Annotated in this window: 16 protein-coding genes and 1 other annotated feature; of the genes, 12 read left to right on the top strand and 4 right to left on the bottom strand. The window is 52.3% G+C overall.

The features are described from left to right. Nucleotides 1-593 precede the first annotated feature (593 nt). Together AAZR23_RS01195 and AAZR23_RS01190 are read left to right on the top strand one after the other, a co-directional pair. The gene (locus AAZR23_RS01195; RefSeq protein WP_218427788.1) at nucleotides 594-1,913 is read left to right on the top strand and encodes an HAAAP family serine/threonine permease; all 1,320 of its coding nucleotides are present in this window, start codon (nucleotides 594-596) and stop codon (nucleotides 1,911-1,913) included. A gap of 129 nt (nucleotides 1,914-2,042) precedes the next feature. Beyond that, on the top strand, nucleotides 2,043-3,410 hold the full coding sequence (locus AAZR23_RS01190; RefSeq protein WP_434690005.1) for an L-serine ammonia-lyase: 1,368 nt from the start codon (nucleotides 2,043-2,045) through the stop codon (nucleotides 3,408-3,410). A gap of 60 nt (nucleotides 3,411-3,470) precedes the next feature. Here the strand turns inward: AAZR23_RS01190 and AAZR23_RS01185 are convergent, their stop codons facing one another. Next, on the bottom strand, nucleotides 3,471-3,992 hold the full coding sequence (locus AAZR23_RS01185) for a LemA family protein (RefSeq protein WP_434690002.1): 522 nt from the start codon (nucleotides 3,990-3,992) through the stop codon (nucleotides 3,471-3,473). Nucleotides 3,993-4,147: 155 nt separating this feature from the next. Beyond that, nucleotides 4,148-4,600 (bottom strand): GNAT family N-acetyltransferase, encoded by a 453-nt coding sequence (locus AAZR23_RS01180; RefSeq protein ID WP_054425154.1) that lies wholly within the window; start codon nucleotides 4,598-4,600, stop codon nucleotides 4,148-4,150. 205 nt (nucleotides 4,601-4,805) lie between these two features. Here AAZR23_RS01180 and AAZR23_RS01175 point away from each other — a divergent pair, with 205 nt between their 5' ends. After that, nucleotides 4,806-5,420 (top strand): FMN-dependent NADH-azoreductase, encoded by a 615-nt coding sequence (locus AAZR23_RS01175; RefSeq protein WP_434690000.1) that lies wholly within the window; start codon nucleotides 4,806-4,808, stop codon nucleotides 5,418-5,420. A 45-nt stretch (nucleotides 5,421-5,465) separates the two neighbouring features. On the opposite strand, the gene AAZR23_RS01170 is transcribed toward AAZR23_RS01175, so the two are convergent. Beyond that, a complete protein-coding gene (locus AAZR23_RS01170; protein WP_004235775.1) occupies nucleotides 5,466-6,668 on the bottom strand; it encodes a serine hydrolase in 1,203 nt (400 codons plus the stop codon). Between the two features lie 214 nt (nucleotides 6,669-6,882). Between AAZR23_RS01170 and AAZR23_RS01165 the strand changes: the two genes are divergently transcribed. Beyond that, on the top strand, nucleotides 6,883-7,503 hold the full coding sequence (locus AAZR23_RS01165) for a glutathione S-transferase family protein (protein WP_046893807.1): 621 nt from the start codon (nucleotides 6,883-6,885) through the stop codon (nucleotides 7,501-7,503). Between the two features lie 3 nt (nucleotides 7,504-7,506). Here AAZR23_RS01165 and AAZR23_RS01160 read toward each other — a convergent pair whose 3' ends face one another. Beyond that, nucleotides 7,507-8,334: an SDR family oxidoreductase gene (locus AAZR23_RS01160; RefSeq protein ID WP_052926183.1), complete on the bottom strand. Its 828-nt coding sequence runs from the start codon at nucleotides 8,332-8,334 to the stop codon at nucleotides 7,507-7,509. Between the two features lie 216 nt (nucleotides 8,335-8,550). Here AAZR23_RS01160 and hisL point away from each other — a divergent pair, with 216 nt between their 5' ends. The 8 genes from hisL (at nucleotide 8,551) to hisF (ending at nucleotide 15,210) form a co-directional block, all read left to right on the top strand. Continuing rightward, nucleotides 8,551-8,598, top strand: a complete 48-nt coding sequence (hisL, locus tag AAZR23_RS01155; RefSeq protein WP_101495319.1) for a his operon leader peptide — start codon at nucleotides 8,551-8,553, stop codon at nucleotides 8,596-8,598. After that, nucleotides 8,574-8,697, top strand: a sequence feature (His leader region). (Overlaps the previous gene by 25 nt.) 34 nt (nucleotides 8,698-8,731) lie before the next feature. After that, entirely contained in the window at nucleotides 8,732-9,631 is a 900-nt protein-coding gene (hisG, locus tag AAZR23_RS01150) for an ATP phosphoribosyltransferase (protein ID WP_046893805.1), read from the top strand. Nucleotides 9,632-9,636: 5 nt separating this feature from the next. Further along, on the top strand, nucleotides 9,637-10,959 hold the full coding sequence (gene hisD, locus AAZR23_RS01145) for a histidinol dehydrogenase (RefSeq protein WP_208323298.1): 1,323 nt from the start codon (nucleotides 9,637-9,639) through the stop codon (nucleotides 10,957-10,959). After that, the gene (gene hisC / locus AAZR23_RS01140) at nucleotides 10,956-12,032 is read left to right on the top strand and encodes a histidinol-phosphate transaminase (protein WP_166707297.1); all 1,077 of its coding nucleotides are present in this window, start codon (nucleotides 10,956-10,958) and stop codon (nucleotides 12,030-12,032) included. Before hisD ends, hisC begins: the two co-directional genes overlap by 4 nt. Nucleotides 12,033-12,051: 19 nt before the next feature. Then, nucleotides 12,052-13,119: a bifunctional histidinol-phosphatase/imidazoleglycerol-phosphate dehydratase HisB gene (hisB, locus tag AAZR23_RS01135; protein WP_434689996.1), complete on the top strand. Its 1,068-nt coding sequence runs from the start codon at nucleotides 12,052-12,054 to the stop codon at nucleotides 13,117-13,119. Beyond that, nucleotides 13,119-13,715, top strand: a complete 597-nt coding sequence (hisH, locus tag AAZR23_RS01130; protein ID WP_434689993.1) for an imidazole glycerol phosphate synthase subunit HisH — start codon at nucleotides 13,119-13,121, stop codon at nucleotides 13,713-13,715. The genes hisB and hisH overlap by 1 nt, the downstream gene beginning before the upstream one ends. Beyond that, nucleotides 13,712-14,449 (top strand): 1-(5-phosphoribosyl)-5-[(5-phosphoribosylamino)methylideneamino]imidazole-4-carboxamide isomerase, encoded by a 738-nt coding sequence (hisA, locus tag AAZR23_RS01125; RefSeq protein WP_046893801.1) that lies wholly within the window; start codon nucleotides 13,712-13,714, stop codon nucleotides 14,447-14,449. Before hisH ends, hisA begins: the two co-directional genes overlap by 4 nt. Then, nucleotides 14,431-15,210, top strand: coding sequence for an imidazole glycerol phosphate synthase subunit HisF (gene hisF, locus AAZR23_RS01120; RefSeq protein WP_054425498.1), 780 nt, complete (start codon nucleotides 14,431-14,433; stop codon nucleotides 15,208-15,210). Before hisA ends, hisF begins: the two co-directional genes overlap by 19 nt.

Genomic DNA, 15,210 nt, shown 5'->3' with positions numbered 1-15,210 from the left:
AATATTTTTACAATAAAAAACAACAGCATAAAAACAAAAACCCTAGTATCAAAGTGGTTTTTATCCTGTGAAAATATACTTTTTACTATTTTAAAATAATGAGATAGTGTGCAGATGATATATTTATTAATATATGAATAAATTAATTTAATTAAATAGAACACAGACAAAAATGACATTATTACGAAACAGGTCATTTCCTATGCCGTTTCGGCATACTCTATTCCGTAAACACGGATTAACAATTTTATCAAATCTTGCAACAGAGCCTGTTTTACTGAGATTTATAGCATTTGAGACTGCGATCACGGTGTTTTCCACTGAAAAACAGTATATTTTCACCATCAGAAAGAGAGTTATCAATTTCAGGTACTTTTGAATATGAATTAATGCAGAGACCTTTATTTATCCATTACAGATATCAGGTCGCTGCTGTTTATTATTTTTACCGGTAAGCAATTACGGGTGACTTTTTAGCTTTACTTATTTTTTATCTGGTTACGTACATAGACCCTATTTCAGAGACGAATAAATGCACAGGTCAGCGTGCTAAATTTTAATTGTTGTTATTGTTGTACATTTTGGAGACTTCTATGGATACAACACAACCGCAGGTTGTGGTCAGCAAGACTGACACCAGCAATGATTATCGCAAATGGCGTAAATCCGATACCGTCTGGATGCTCGGACTGTACGGAACAGCTATCGGTGCGGGCGTACTGTTTCTGCCGATTAACGCCGGTATCGGCGGGCTGATCCCGCTTATCATTATGGCCGTGCTGGCCTTCCCGATGACCTTTTTTGCACACCGCGGTATGTGCCGCTTCGTGCTGTCCGGTAAAAATCCGGGCGAAGATATTACTGAAGTGGTTGAAGAGCATTTCGGCGCCAAAGCCGGCGGCCTTATCACCCTGCTCTATTTCTTCGCTATCTATCCGATCCTGCTGGTCTACAGTGTGGCTATCACCAACACCGTGGAAAGCTTTATCATTCACCAGATGCATATGACGGCACCGCCGCGCATTATTCTGTCACTGGTACTGATTATCGGGATTATGTGTATTATCCGCTTCGGTGAAGCCGCGATTGTCAAAGCAATGAGCGTGCTGGTATTCCCGTTTGTGGCGGTTCTGATGGTGCTGGCGCTGTATCTGATCCCGCACTGGAGCACTGATGTCTTCAAAACTCTCACTTTCGACAGCAATACGGTCAGTGTAACCGGTCACGGTCTGCTGATAACGCTGTGGCTGGCGATTCCGGTGATGGTGTTCTCCTTTAACCATTCCCCGATTATCTCTGCCTTTGCTGTCGCCAAGCGTGAAGAGTACGGTGAGAATGCTGAGAAAAAATGCTCCCGCATTCTGGCATACGCTCACATTATGATGGTACTGACCGTGATGTTCTTTGTGTTCAGCTGTGTGCTGAGCCTCTCCCCGCAGAATCTGCAGGAAGCAAAAGATCAGAACATCTCCATTCTGTCTTACCTGGCAAACCACTTCCAGAACCCGATGATCGCGTATATCGCACCATTCATCGCGTTTATTGCTATCACCAAATCATTCCTGGGTCACTACCTCGGTGCCCGTGAAGGTTTTAACGGTCTGGTTAACAAAGCATTACGCGCCAAAGGTAAAAGCATTGCGCCGTCTAAACTGAATAAACTGACTGCCCTGTTTATGCTGGTAACCACCTGGATTGTTGCCACATTAGACCCGAGCATTCTGGGAATGATTGAAACCCTGGGCGGCCCGATCATCGCTATGCTGCTGTTTATCATGCCGATGTACGCTATCCGCAAAGTGCCTGCGATGCGTAAATATGCCGGTCACCTGAGTAATCTGTTTGTGGTTGTGATGGGTCTCATTGCAATTTCAGCGGTGTTCTACAATCTGTATCAGCTGTTTTTTGGTTAAAAAATAAATGACTGTTGCCCTCTCCGGCGGGCAACAGCAACAACAATAATCAGCCGGAACTGAAAAGTAACGGCTTCGTGAATTTTCACGACACTATTAATCCACGCCTTAACATAGGGGGCGAGCAATATGGTCAGTGTATTTGACATCTTCAAAATTGGTATTGGTCCGTCGAGTTCCCACACGGTCGGTCCGATGAAAGCAGGCAAACAGTTCGCTGATGACCTTATCGCGGCCGGACTGCTGGAAAAAACCACCCGCATTCAGGTTGATGTGTACGGCTCTCTGTCTCTGACAGGGAAAGGTCACGCAACAGATATCGCTATCATTATGGGTCTTGCGGGTAATCTGCCGGATTCTGTTGATATTGATGCGATACCGGGCTTTATCAGGGATGTTGAAGAACGTGAACGCCTTTTGCTGGCAAACCAACGCCATGAAGTGGATTTCCCGCGCAATAACGGGATGAATTTCCATAAAGAAAACCTGCCGCTGCATGAAAACGGCATGTCAATCAGCGCATTCAGCGGTGATGAATTACTGTACAAGAAAACCTATTACTCCGTCGGCGGCGGCTTTATCGTGGACGAGGAGCATTTTGGTCAGGCTGCGGACAGCGAAACCAAAGTGCCTTATCCGTATCAGTATGCCGCTGATCTGCAAAAGCACTGTAACGAAACCGGGCTGTCTCTGTCTGCGCTGGTGATGCAGAACGAACTGGCTCTGCGCAGTAAAGAAGAGCTTTCCGCTCACCTCGCGGCAGTCTGGGATGTGATGAAGGCCGGTATTGAGCGCGGTGTGAACACCGAAGGTCTGCTGCCGGGACCGCTGCGTGTACCACGCCGTGCCGCGGCACTGCGCCGTCAGCTGGTTACCAGTGATAACACCTCTACTGACCCGATGCAGGTTGTCGACTGGATCAATATGTTCGCCCTCGCGGTTAACGAAGAAAACGCCGCCGGCGGCCGTGTGGTTACCGCACCGACCAACGGTGCCTGCGGGATCATCCCTGCGGTGCTGTCGTATTACGATAAATTCATCCGTCCTGTGAATGAAAATGCGTATATCCGTTATTTCCTGGTATCCAGCGTGATCGGTTCACTGTACAAAATGAATGCGTCTATCTCCGGTGCGGAAGTGGGTTGTCAGGGTGAAGTCGGTGTCGCCTGTTCCATGGCTGCTGCCGGTCTGACCGAACTGCTGGGCGGCAGCCCGATGCAGGTCTTTATCGCAGCGGAAATCGCGATGGAGCATAACCTCGGCCTGACATGTGACCCGGTTGCCGGGCAGGTGCAGGTGCCGTGCATCGAGCGTAACGCCATTGCTGCTGTTCAGTCTGTCAACGCCGCCCGTATGGCGCTGCGCCGTGTCAGTGAACCGCGCGTTTGCCTCGATAAAGTTATCGAAACCATGTATGAAACCGGTAAAGATATGAATGCCAAATACCGCGAAACCTCACAGGGCGGTCTGGCAATCAAAGTGATCCCGTGTGACTGATTAGTCTCCGTTTCATAACTGCAAAAACCCCCGCAATACAGATTGCGGGGGTTTTTCATATCAGGACATCAGCAGCAGGGTTTTGGGTCTGAAGCCGAACAATCCGGCCACCAGCGTGTCAGGGTAGTGCTGAACCGCAATATTGTACTGAATCACTGCCTCGTTAAATGCCCGGATACCGGGATTCAGTGCGTCCTCCACATCACAGACCGCCAGCTGAATACGGACAAACTGCGGCTCTGCAATCAGTACCGGGAAGGTCTCTGTCAGCGTCATAATATGATAAAAAACACTGCTGATATCATTTGCGGCACTGACACTCTCATCCAGTGTCGCCGCCTCTGTATAGCGCGGATACGCATCCTGCCAGGAATAAAACAGCGTTGCATCCTGAATACCCGCTTTTTCCGTCATATCCACCAGCTGGCCTATCCTCTCCGCCCGCTGACGTAACATGCCGTCAACCGCCGCATACGCCTCAGTGAGTGGTGCCTGAAGGTCGTTAATCCGGAGATAGACCCGCCGGACCCATACGATTCCGGCCACCGCAATGACCAGCGCGATAAACACAATTGTCCCCATATCTTTAATCCTTTATTGACCGGTGTGTAAAAATACCGGTCCTTTTTTATAAAAAAATCCGATATCAGGATGTAATATCGGATCTTATACGGATTTCAACAGGGTAATTCAGCAGACAGCATGACAAATTACCGCCTGAAAGGGGAATAACCTTATTAGGATAGCGGTAATTGCGCCATTTCCTCACCAAAATCCATCATCTGCACCGCATTAAAGCCAAAACGCTGATAAAAGTGTTTCGCGTATTCGTTCTCCGGCTCATAACTTAACCGCAACCAGGGCAGAGGCTGCTCCCGGGTGTTATTCATCGCGGTAATTTTTTCCAGCAGCGCCGTAAATGCCGCTTTTCCCAGCCCTTTTCCCTGAAATTTTGCATCCAGCATAAAGCGCCAGATCCAGAACATACCGTCATCATCATCAATGCCGTACATGGCAAAGCCAATCATAACGTCATCGTCATAAATCACATCGGCACTGAAATTATTGACAAACTGAAGCTGTGCCAGCGAATACACATTGGATGCCACAAAATCTTCCTGATCCTCCCGCACCTCTAAATCAATACAGGCTTCCCAGTTATCTTTACTCACCGGACATAAACGAATCATCGCCTCTCCTGTTGTTCCCGGTTTTTATCTGCCGGAACAGTATTACCGGGCTGATAAAAAATAGCCGCTCCGTATGGTGCATTCCGTGTTTTTCTTCCTTAATTCAGATTAAATCCCGCGCTTCACCGGATTGTCCGCTGCACCACTCTCTTTTATGCTTCCGTATATCCGCAGCCTGTCTGCATCTGTCATAATCGGAGCCACAATGAGCCGCCTTTTGCTGTTAAAATCATCTGTTAACGGACAACAATCCCAAACCAGCCAACTGATCACCCATTTTTATGATGCATGGAAAACCCGTTTCTCTGAGAACGATATTACCGTCAGGGATCTGGTGGCTGATGCTCTGCCTGTCCTGGATGAGCAGCTCTACTCCGCTTATTACGCGGTACCACCGGAACAAATGACCACTGAGCAAAAAGCAGCAATTGCCGTTTCTGATGCACTGATTGCCGAGATAAAAGCACACGATGTTATCGTTATGGCCGCGCCGATGTATAACTTCACCATTCCCGGGCAGTTGAAAAACTATTTTGATTTATTAATCCGTGCCGGGCTGACCTTCAGTTATACCCCGCAGGGCAGAACCGGGCTGGTAACCAGTAAAAAAGCTGTCATTCTGAGCAGCAGTGGCGGTATTTATGAAAATGGCGTGAATGATTTCGGAGTGCCGTATCTGAAAGTAATACTGGATTTTATCGGCATACAGGATGTGGATGTGATCGGTGTTGATGGTGTGGCACAGGCACCGGATGCGGTTGCAGAAAAACAGGCGGCGGCCGGTGATGCCATCACACAGTTTGTCCGGAATTACCAGTAACAAGCAGGAAAACCTGCCGGTCAGATAACCGGCAGGCTGTTGTGATTAACCGAAGACGGAATGCCACAGTCCGGCAAAGAAGCGGACAATATAATCCCAGATACGGCCGAAGAAACCGGCTTCCTCAACCTGCTGCTGAACCACCAGCGGACGCTGTTCAACCACTTTGTCATCGAGGATAAAGTTAATTTTTCCGACCACCTGATTTTTCGCCAGCGGTGCTTCCAGGGTGGTGCTGTCCAGCTCGAAAGTTGCTTTCAGATCTTTGAGTTTGCCTTTCGGGATGGTGACATAAATGTCTTTTTCCGCACCCAGCGGCACTTCTGAGATATCCCCGAACCAGACGCGCTCGGTGGTCAGCGGTGTATCGGCTTTCACCGGTGCCACGGTTTCAAAGAAACGGAAGCCCCAGGAGAGGATTTTTTCGCTTTCGGCAAAACGGACGCGATCACTCGGTGCACCAAGCACCACGGAGATCAGACGCATCGGGCCGTCAGTCGCGGAAGCCACCAGGTTATGCCCCGCTCCGCTGGTGTGACCGGTTTTTACACCATCCACATTCAGATTGGTGCTCCACAACAGACGGTTGCGGTTCGGCTGGCGGATCTTATTGAAGGTAAATTCTTTTTCTTTATGGATAACATATTCATCCGGCACATCGGTGATCAGCGCCTGGGTCAGCAGCGCCATATCTTTGGCGGTACTGTACTGCCCTTCGGAATCCAGTCCGTGAACGGTTTTAAAATGGGTATTTGTCAGGCCAATTTGTTTGGCGTAACTGTTCATCTGGGAAACAAACGTTTCCTGACTGCCTGCCACATATTCCGCCAGCGCAATACTGGCGTCATTGCCGGACTGTATAACCATCCCTTTGTTAAGGTCGATTAATTTTACGCGATCATCGGGCTTGAGGAACATCAGGGAAGAGCCTTTCAGCACCGGGTTACCCGTGGCCCAGGCATTGATACCGACAGTCACGATGTCATCCGGTGTTACTTTTCCGGCTTTAATGGCCTGTCCGACCACATAACTGCTCATAATTTTTGTCAGTGACGCCGGGTCAAGGCGCTCATCCGCATTGGCGGATGCCAGGATTTTCCCGCTGTTGTAGTCCATCAGCACATACGCTTTTGCATCCACCTGCGGTGCAACCGGTGTTTCCTCCGCAAACGCGTGCCCGATGCTTAAAAATCCGAAAGCAAGCCCGCCGATTAAACCGGTTACCCGTGAACTGATTACTGTCTGCATTACTCTTCCCTCTTTAAACCCGGTACATCGTGACAAAAATAAGAGTGATAACTCTGTGATAATGAATACTATATTCATTTCATGAATGGTAAGCCAATGACACTTTAACGCGATTCTTCCTGTTACGGGCATTTCGTGTAAAAATTTACACTTCATGACATAAAATAACCGACAATACGCACACGTCATCGCATTTCTATCAACAGGAGTCACTATGATAACCGTCTGGGGCAGAAAAAACTCGTCTAACGTCAAGAAAGTCTTATGGTGTCTGACTGAGCTGGGGCTGACTTATCAGCAGAAAGATGCGGGCGGGCCGTTCGGCGGCCTCGATACCCCCGAATACCTCACCATGAACCCGAATAAAACCATCCCGACGTATCAGGACGGTGAGTTTATTCTCTGGGAATCCAATGCCATTCTCAGCTATCTGGCGGATAAATATGATGACGGCACACTGCTGCCGCATAATGCGGAATTCCGCGCGCGGGCAGCGCAGTGGATGTACTGGTCAGACGGCAGCCTGTTCCCGTATATCAAAGCGATGATGGGACTGCTGGTCAGAACCCCGGCAGAGCAGCGTGACCCGGCACGTGTTGCGGAACTGAAACAGTCGCTGAATAACCTGATTGCCATGCTCAACGACGACCTTGCACAGCGTGATTATATCGCCGGTGATACGTTCAGTATCGCAGATATGGCACTGGCACCGCTGCTCTATCCGTGGCGGGAAGTGTGTCACGACAGACCGGACTTCCCGCACATTGAGCGCTGGTTTGCACGGATTGAAACCCGTCCGGCGTACCGCGATATCGTGGCACTGCCGGTCAGTTAATACTTACTCCGTCATCGGCATCCGGCCGGGATCAGGGTACTGATACTCAAACCCCAGTTCCCGGCAGATGCGGCTGCCGTCAATCTCTTTCCCCTCAGAGATATCTTCTTCTCTGAAGACCGGCGGCAGTAAATTAATCTGACGGGACATATCCGGATAAAATTCAGCCCGTGACGGGTGCTGCGGCGCACACAGGTTATACAGATGGCCGCCGTGCGGGCGCTGGATAAGCAGGCGGATCGCCGCGATCACATCATCCTGATGTACCAGATTGACCGGCTGATTCGCCCCTTTCACCGCTGTTTTTCCGGCCAGGAAACGCCCCGCATGACGGGATTCCCCCACCAGCCCGGCCAGACGCAGAATATCCGCTGACACGCCCGGCAACTCATTCAGCCAGTGTTCAATCTCTGCGATTGCTTTGGCCGATTCTGTCACCGGATCGACCGGCGAATTCTCCGTCAGCTTCCCGGTCTGATTACCGTAAACGGCGGTTGAACCGGTAAAAATCACCCGTGACACGCCGCGCGCCGCCGCCAGATCCACCAGGTTCTGCACCGCTTTCACATACAGGTAACCGCCGCCCGCGGTTCTGGATGCAGGCAGCGTGATCACCAGAATATCTGTCTGCAAAAATTCATCCAGATCATCAGCATCACACTCTGGTTCCGGCGTCAGATTCAGCATATAACACTCAATACCGCACATCCTTGCCGCCTCTGTGCCGTCCGGCGTGGTTTTGGTGCCCTTAACGCGGATACCGATATCCGCAAGATGCAGTGCCAGCGGCATTCCCAGCCAGCCCAGCCCCGCGATAGAAACTGTTTTCATCGTGATCGACCTCTCTGTGTGGCTTATTTTTCTTTTTATTTCAGTAAATTATCTTAATTTTTGTTTTCTTTGCAAAAAAGGGGTTGCAAAGTCCGGGTGAGTTCTATAGGTTGAAAGACAAGCAATTTATATACATTGAATTTATAAATATCGTTATCACCATCATGACAACATTATCCGTGATAGCAACAAGCAGATAAACAACGAGAGATTATCATGACACGCATCCAGTTCAGCCATCACCACCACCATCACCCTGACTAGTCTTTCAGGCGATTGGTGCCGGAAGACGTCCAGAGCTTCCGGTGGCATGCGTGTAATAGAGAACCCCCGGAAGAATCTTTTTTCCGGGGGTTTTTTTATACCTAAAAAATTATAAAATTAAAGGATAATCAAAATGTTAGATAAAACGCGCTTACGGATAGCCATTCAGAAGTCAGGTCGCTTAAGTGAAGATTCCCGCGAATTACTCGCGCGCTGCGGCATAAAAATCAACTTACAACAGCAGCGCCTGATTGCCTACGCAGAGAATATGCCGATCGATATCCTGCGGGTGCGTGATGACGATATTCCGGGGCTGGTGATGGACGGTGTGGTTGACCTCGGTATTATCGGCGAAAACGTGCTGGAAGAAGAATTATTAAGCCGTCAGGCACAGGGACAAAACCCGCGCTACTTCACTCTGCGCCGCCTGGATTTCGGCTCCTGCCGCCTCTCGCTGGCCGCTCCGGTGGATTTCAGCTACAACGGTGCGGAGTGTCTGCAGGACAGCCGTATCGCCACCTCTTACCCGTTCCTGCTCAAGCGCTACCTTGATCAGAAAGGTATCCGTTTTAAATCCTGTCTGCTCAACGGCTCGGTGGAAGTGGCACCGCGTGCCGGGCTGGCCGATGCCATCTGTGACCTGGTCTCCACCGGCGCCACACTGGAAGCCAACGGTCTGCGCGAAGTGGAAGTGATTTACCGCTCCAAAGCCTGTCTGATTCAGCGCGACGGTGAAATGCCGCCGGCCAAACAACAGCTTATCGACAGAATGATGACCCGTATCCAGGGCGTGATCCAGGCGCGTGAATCCAAATACATCATGATGCACGCCCCGTCTGAGCGCCTGGATGAAGTGATCGCCCTGCTGCCGGGTGCGGAACGTCCTACCCTGCTGCCGCTGGCCGGTGAGCCGGATCTGGTGGCAATGCACATGGTCAGCAGCGAAACCCTGTTCTGGGAAACCATGGAAAAACTGAAAGCCCTGGGTTGCAGCTCCATTCTGGTTCTGCCGATTGAAAAAATGATGGAGTGATGACAATGACCGCAATGACCTTTAATACTCTGATCCGCTGGGAAAACCTTGATGCACAACAGCAGGCGGATGCCCTGATGCGTCCGGCGATGGCTGCATCCGGTGATATCAGCCGTGTGGTCAGTGACATCATCCGTGATGTGCGCGAAAACGGCGATAACGCCCTGCGTGCCCTGAGTGCGCGCTTTGACAAAACACAGGTAACAACGCTGCAAATCAGCGCCGCAGAGATTGCCGCTGCCGCTGACCGCCTGCCGGACTCACTGAAGTCCGCGATGGCGACAGCAAAAGCGAATATCACCCGCTTTCACGAAGCGCAGATCCCGGATGTGATTGATGTGGAAACACAGCCCGGCGTCAGCTGCCAGCTGGTCACCCGTCCGGTGGACAGTGTCGGATTGTATATCCCGGGCGGTACCGCACCGCTGATTTCCACTGTCCTGATGCTGGCCGTCCCGGCAAATATTGCCGGTTGCCGTCAGATTATTCTTTGCTCACCGCCGCCGATCGCGGATGAAATTTTATATGCCGCGCAACTTTGCGGTGTGGAAACGATTTATCAGGTTGGTGGTGCTCAGGCGATTGCCGCAATGGCATTCGGTACAGAGACCATCCCCGCCACTGACAAAATTTTCGGGCCGGGCAATGCTTATGTGACAGAAGCAAAACGTCAGGTCAGCCAGACTATCGGCGGCGCAGCGATTGATATGCCGGCCGGGCCTTCTGAAGTGCTGGTGATCGCTGACAGCGGTGCAAACCCGGCCTTTGTGGCTGCTGATCTGCTCTCCCAGGCGGAACACGGCCCGGATTCTCAGGTGGTGCTGGTCACCCCGGATGAAGAGATGGCACAACGTGTGGTGGCAGAAACCAACTCTCAGCTTGAATTATTATCACGCAAAGAGATTGCCCGTCAGGCGCTGTCCGCCAGCCGCATCATTATCGCCCGCGACCTGGACACCTGTGTGGCCATCAGTAATCAGTACGGCCCGGAACACTTAATTATCCAGACCCGTGACCCGGACGCCCTGCTGCCCGCGATTAACAGTGCCGGTTCTGTCTTCCTCGGTGACTGGTCGCCGGAATCCGCCGGAGATTATGCTTCAGGGACTAACCACGTCCTGCCGACTTACGGCTACACCTCAACATACTCCAGCCTCGGACTGGCGGATTTTATGAAACGGATGACCGTACAGAAACTGACCCCGGCCGGGTTATCCGGGCTGGCAGACGCGATTGAAACCCTGGCGGCGGCGGAACTGCTTACCGCGCACAAAAATGCCGTGACACTGCGGATGAATGCCCTGAAAGCAGAGGAGAATAACGGATGAACAAACCATTCAGCGCGATGGCACTGGCCCGCGAAAATGTGCAGTTACTGACGCCGTATCAGTCGGCACGCCGCCTCGGCGGTAACGGGGATGTCTGGCTGAACGCCAACGAATACCCGCAGGCACCGGATTTTACCTTTACGGATCGCAATCTGAACCGCTATCCGGAGTGTCAGCCTGCCAATGTGATCAACCGTTATGCAGCTTACGCCGGTGTCAGTCCGGAGCAGGTTATCGCGGGGCGCGGCGCGGATGAAAGCATTGAATTACTGATCCGCGCTTTCTGTGAGCCGGGAAAAGATGCCGTACTGTTCTGCCCGCCGACCTACGGTATGTACAGCGTCAGCGCAGAAACGTTTGGTGTCGCACAGAAAGTGGTGCCGGCTCTGGATGGCTGGCAATTAGATCTCGACAGCATTGCCACCAGCCTTGATAACGTCAAAGTGCTGTATGTCTGCCACCCGAACAACCCGACCGGTAACCCGATCCGTGAACAGGATCTGCGTTATCTGTTTGATATTGTCGATAACCGTGCACTGATTGTGGTCGATGAAGCCTATATTGAGTTTTGTCCGGAATTCAGTGTGGCATCGTGGCTGAGAGAATACCCGAACCTGGTGATCCTGCGCACACTCTCAAAAGCATTTGCACTCGCCGGGCTGCGCTGCGGCTTCACACTGGCCTCTGCGGAGATTATTAATGTACTGATGAAAGTGATCGCGCCCTATCCGCTGTCATCGCCGGTGGCCGCCATTGCCGCCGAAGCGCTGCTGCCGGAGGGCATTGCCGTCATGCAGGCACGCGTCAGCGAAATCCGCAGCAACCGGCAGATGCTGTGCGATGAGCTGGCCAAACTGCCGCTGACGGAAACCGTTTTCCCGAGTGAAACCAACTACATTCTGGTGCGTTTCCGTGATGCGGAGCGGGTTTTCCGCAGTCTGTGGGATGAGGGAATTATTTTACGTGACCAGCGTAAACAACGCGGACTGGAAAACTGCCTGCGTATTACTGTCGGCACCCGGGCAGAATGCCTGCGGGTGATCGCCGCCATCGCCGCGCTTGAAATGCCATAATCTGAGGACAACGGATATCATGACACAGAACGTTTTATTTATTGACCGCGACGGAACCCTGATCACCGAACCCCCGGTGGATTTCCAGGTGGACAGATTAGACAAACTGGCCTTTGAGCCGGATGTGATTCCCGCGCTGCTGAAACTGAAAGATGCCGGATACCGCTTTGTGATGGTCACCAACCAGGACGGACTCGGTACTGACAGCTTCCCGCAGGCCGACTTCGAGGCTCCGCACCAGCTGATGATGCAGGTTTTTACCTCTCAGGGTATTACCTTTGATGAAGTTCTGATTTGCCCGCACAAACCGGCGGATAACTGCAATTGCCGTAAACCGAAAACCACCCTGGTGGAGAAATATCTGCTGCCGGGTGTGATCGACACGCAAAACAGCTATGTGATCGGCGATCGTGAAACCGATATTCAGCTTGCACAAAACATGGGCATTACCGGTCTGCGTTACGGACAGCCGGGCGCTGACTGGAACAGCATCGCAGAGCAACTGACCCGCCGTGACCGCTACAGCCGCGTGGAGCGAAAAACCAAAGAAACCGATATTCTCACTGAGGTGTGGCTCGACCGCGAGGGCGGCAGTACCATCAGCACCGGCGTCGGCTTTTTTGACCACATGCTGGATCAGATAGCCACCCACGGCGGTTTTCGTCTCAATATTCAGGTCAGCGGTGATCTGGTGATTGATGATCACCACTCCGTCGAAGATACCGGGCTGGCACTGGGTGAAGCCCTGAGACTGGCACTCGGCGACAAACGCGGCATCACCCGTTTCGGCTTTACCCTGCCGATGGATGAATGCCTTGCCCGCTGTGCACTGGATATTTCCGGCCGCCCGCACCTGGAATACAAAGCCGATTTTAAATATCAGCGTGTCGGTGACCTCAGCACCGAGATGATCGAGCACTTCTTCCGCTCGCTCTCCTACACGATGGGCTGCACATTACACCTGAAAACCAAAGGGAAGAACGATCACCACAGAGCCGAAAGCCTGTTTAAAGTGTTCGGACGGACACTGCGCCAGGCCATCCGCGTGGAAGGTAATGTTCTGCCGAGTTCAAAAGGGGTGTTGTGATGCGCATAGTGATCACCGATACCGGCTGCGCCAATATCGCCTCCGTCCGCTACGCGGTGGAGCGTCTGGGTTATCAGCCGCTGGTCACCGCCGACCCTGACCTTATCCGTCAGGCAGATAAAGTGTTTCTGCCGGGGGTCGGCACCGCAGGTGCGGCGATGGAAAAGCTGACAGAGCGCGGACTGGTAAGCACCATCCGTTCCCTGAGCCAGCCGGTGCTGGGGATTTGTCTCGGCATGCAGCTGCTCGGTACCACCAGCGAAGAGGGTAATATTGAGCTGCTCGGCCTGATTGATACCCCCGTACAAAAAATGATGCCGGACGGTCTGCCGGTGCCGCATATGGGCTGGAATACCGTTGAATTTACTGCCGATCTGCCGCTGTTCCGTGATATCGCACCGCAGAGCTATTTTTACTTTGTCCACAGTTACGCCTGTCCGGTCAGTGACGCCACGGCGGCCACCACCACGTACGGTGAGGCTTTCAGCAGTGTTCTCTGCCGCGATAATTTTTACGGCGTACAGTTCCACCCGGAGCGTTCAGGTAAAACCGGCATCACTCTGATTAAAAATTTTCTGGAGATGAAATCGTCATGATCATTCCCGCACTGGATTTAATTGACGGACAGGTAGTGCGCCTTCACCAGGGCGATTATGCAAAACAGCGCGATTACGGCGCTGATCCGCTCAGCCGTTTGCAGGCCTATGAGCGCGAAGGGGCGGAACTGCTGCACCTTGTGGATTTAACGGGCGCCAAAGATCCGGCCAAACGCCAGATCGCATTGCTGAAAACCTTACTGGCAGGTGTCAGCGTACCGGTACAGATCGGCGGCGGTATCCGCACTGAAGAAGATGTGGCCGCTCTGATTGAAGCCGGCGCTGCCCGTGTGGTGGTCGGCTCCACGGCGATCAAATCCCCGGAAGAAGTAAAACGCTGGTTTGCCCGCTGGGGTGCGGAACGCATTGTCCTTGCACTGGATGTGCGTATCGGTGCAGACGGCAAAAAACGGGTTGCGGTCAGCGGCTGGCAGGAAGATTCAGAACAGACCATCGAAGACGTGATCCGCGATTTTGCCTCTGCCGGGCTGCGCCACGTGTTATGTACTGATATCTCGAAAGACGGTACCCTGGCGGGCTCTAATGTGGCGCTCTACCGGGAAATCTGTGCGGCATTCCCGGAGATTGCTTTCCAGGCGTCCGGCGGTATCGGCGGGCTGAGTGATATCGCCCCGCTCCCTGCCACCGGCGTGGCGGGTGTGATCGTCGGCCGGGCTCTGCTCGACGGCAAAATGACATTACCGGAGGCTATCGCATGCTGGCAAAACGCATAATTCCCTGCCTGGACGTCCGCGACGGACAGGTTGTCAAAGGGGTGCAGTTCCGTAATCACGAAATCATCGGTGATATTGTTCCCCTCGCCCGCCGTTATGCTGAAGAAGGCGCGGATGAACTGGTATTTTATGATATCACGGCGTCCTCTGACGGCCGTGTGGTGGATAAAAGCTGGGTCGCCAAAGTCGCGGAAGTGATTGATATTCCGTTCTGCGTTGCCGGTGGTATCCGCAGCACAGAAGATGCGGCGGCGATCCTCAGTTTCGGGGCGGATAAAATCTCCGTAAACTCGCCGGCGCTGAGTGATCCGTCACTGATCACCCGGCTGGCTGACCGCTTCGGCGTGCAGTGTATTGTCATCGGAATCGATACCTGGCACGATGCTGAAACCGGTAACTATCAGGTCTATCAGTTTACCGGTGATGAAAAACGCACTATCGCCACCTCCCGTAACACCCTCGACTGGGTGCAGGAAGTGCAGCAGCGCGGTGCCGGGGAAATCGTCCTCAATATGATGAACCAGGACGGTGTGCGTAACGGTTATGACTTAGAACAGCTGAAAAAAGTGCGGGAGGTGTGTCAGGTACCGCTGATTGCCTCGGGTGGTGCCGGTCATCCGGATCACTTCCGCGATGCGTTTTTACAGGCCGGTGTTGACGGCGCGCTTGCCGCCTCCGTCTTCCACAAACAAATTATTAATATCGGCGAACTGAAACGCGGACTTGCCCGCGACGGGATCGTTGTCAGAATACAGGAGTAA

The organism is Morganella sp. Je.2.23 (genome assembly GCF_051129855.1).
GTDB lineage: Bacteria > Pseudomonadota > Gammaproteobacteria > Enterobacterales > Enterobacteriaceae > Morganella > Morganella sibonii.
Note: the sequence above shows the minus strand (reverse complement) of the source record. Positions and strands in the feature narration are given on the sequence as shown.

Excerpts from the sequence above, each read along its gene's own strand:
- AAZR23_RS01195 (WP_218427788.1), top strand. The coding sequence starts at position 594 with ATGGATACAACACAACCGCAGGTTGTGGTCAGCAAGACTGACACCAGC.
- AAZR23_RS01190 (WP_434690005.1), top strand. The coding sequence starts at position 2,043 with ATGGTCAGTGTATTTGACATCTTCAAAATTGGTATTGGTCCGTCGAGT.
- AAZR23_RS01185 (WP_434690002.1), bottom strand. The coding sequence starts at position 3,992 with ATGGGGACAATTGTGTTTATCGCGCTGGTCATTGCGGTGGCCGGAATC.
- AAZR23_RS01180 (WP_054425154.1), bottom strand. The coding sequence starts at position 4,600 with ATGATTCGTTTATGTCCGGTGAGTAAAGATAACTGGGAAGCCTGTATT.
- AAZR23_RS01175 (WP_434690000.1), top strand. The coding sequence starts at position 4,806 with ATGAGCCGCCTTTTGCTGTTAAAATCATCTGTTAACGGACAACAATCC.
- AAZR23_RS01170 (WP_004235775.1), bottom strand. The coding sequence starts at position 6,668 with ATGCAGACAGTAATCAGTTCACGGGTAACCGGTTTAATCGGCGGGCTT.
- AAZR23_RS01165 (WP_046893807.1), top strand. The coding sequence starts at position 6,883 with ATGATAACCGTCTGGGGCAGAAAAAACTCGTCTAACGTCAAGAAAGTC.
- AAZR23_RS01160 (WP_052926183.1), bottom strand. The coding sequence starts at position 8,334 with ATGAAAACAGTTTCTATCGCGGGGCTGGGCTGGCTGGGAATGCCGCTG.
- hisG (WP_046893805.1), top strand. The coding sequence starts at position 8,732 with ATGTTAGATAAAACGCGCTTACGGATAGCCATTCAGAAGTCAGGTCGC.
- hisD (WP_208323298.1), top strand. The coding sequence starts at position 9,637 with ATGACCGCAATGACCTTTAATACTCTGATCCGCTGGGAAAACCTTGAT.
- hisC (WP_166707297.1), top strand. The coding sequence starts at position 10,956 with ATGAACAAACCATTCAGCGCGATGGCACTGGCCCGCGAAAATGTGCAG.
- hisB (WP_434689996.1), top strand. The coding sequence starts at position 12,052 with ATGACACAGAACGTTTTATTTATTGACCGCGACGGAACCCTGATCACC.
- hisH (WP_434689993.1), top strand. The coding sequence starts at position 13,119 with ATGCGCATAGTGATCACCGATACCGGCTGCGCCAATATCGCCTCCGTC.
- hisA (WP_046893801.1), top strand. The coding sequence starts at position 13,712 with ATGATCATTCCCGCACTGGATTTAATTGACGGACAGGTAGTGCGCCTT.
- hisF (WP_054425498.1), top strand. The coding sequence starts at position 14,431 with ATGCTGGCAAAACGCATAATTCCCTGCCTGGACGTCCGCGACGGACAG.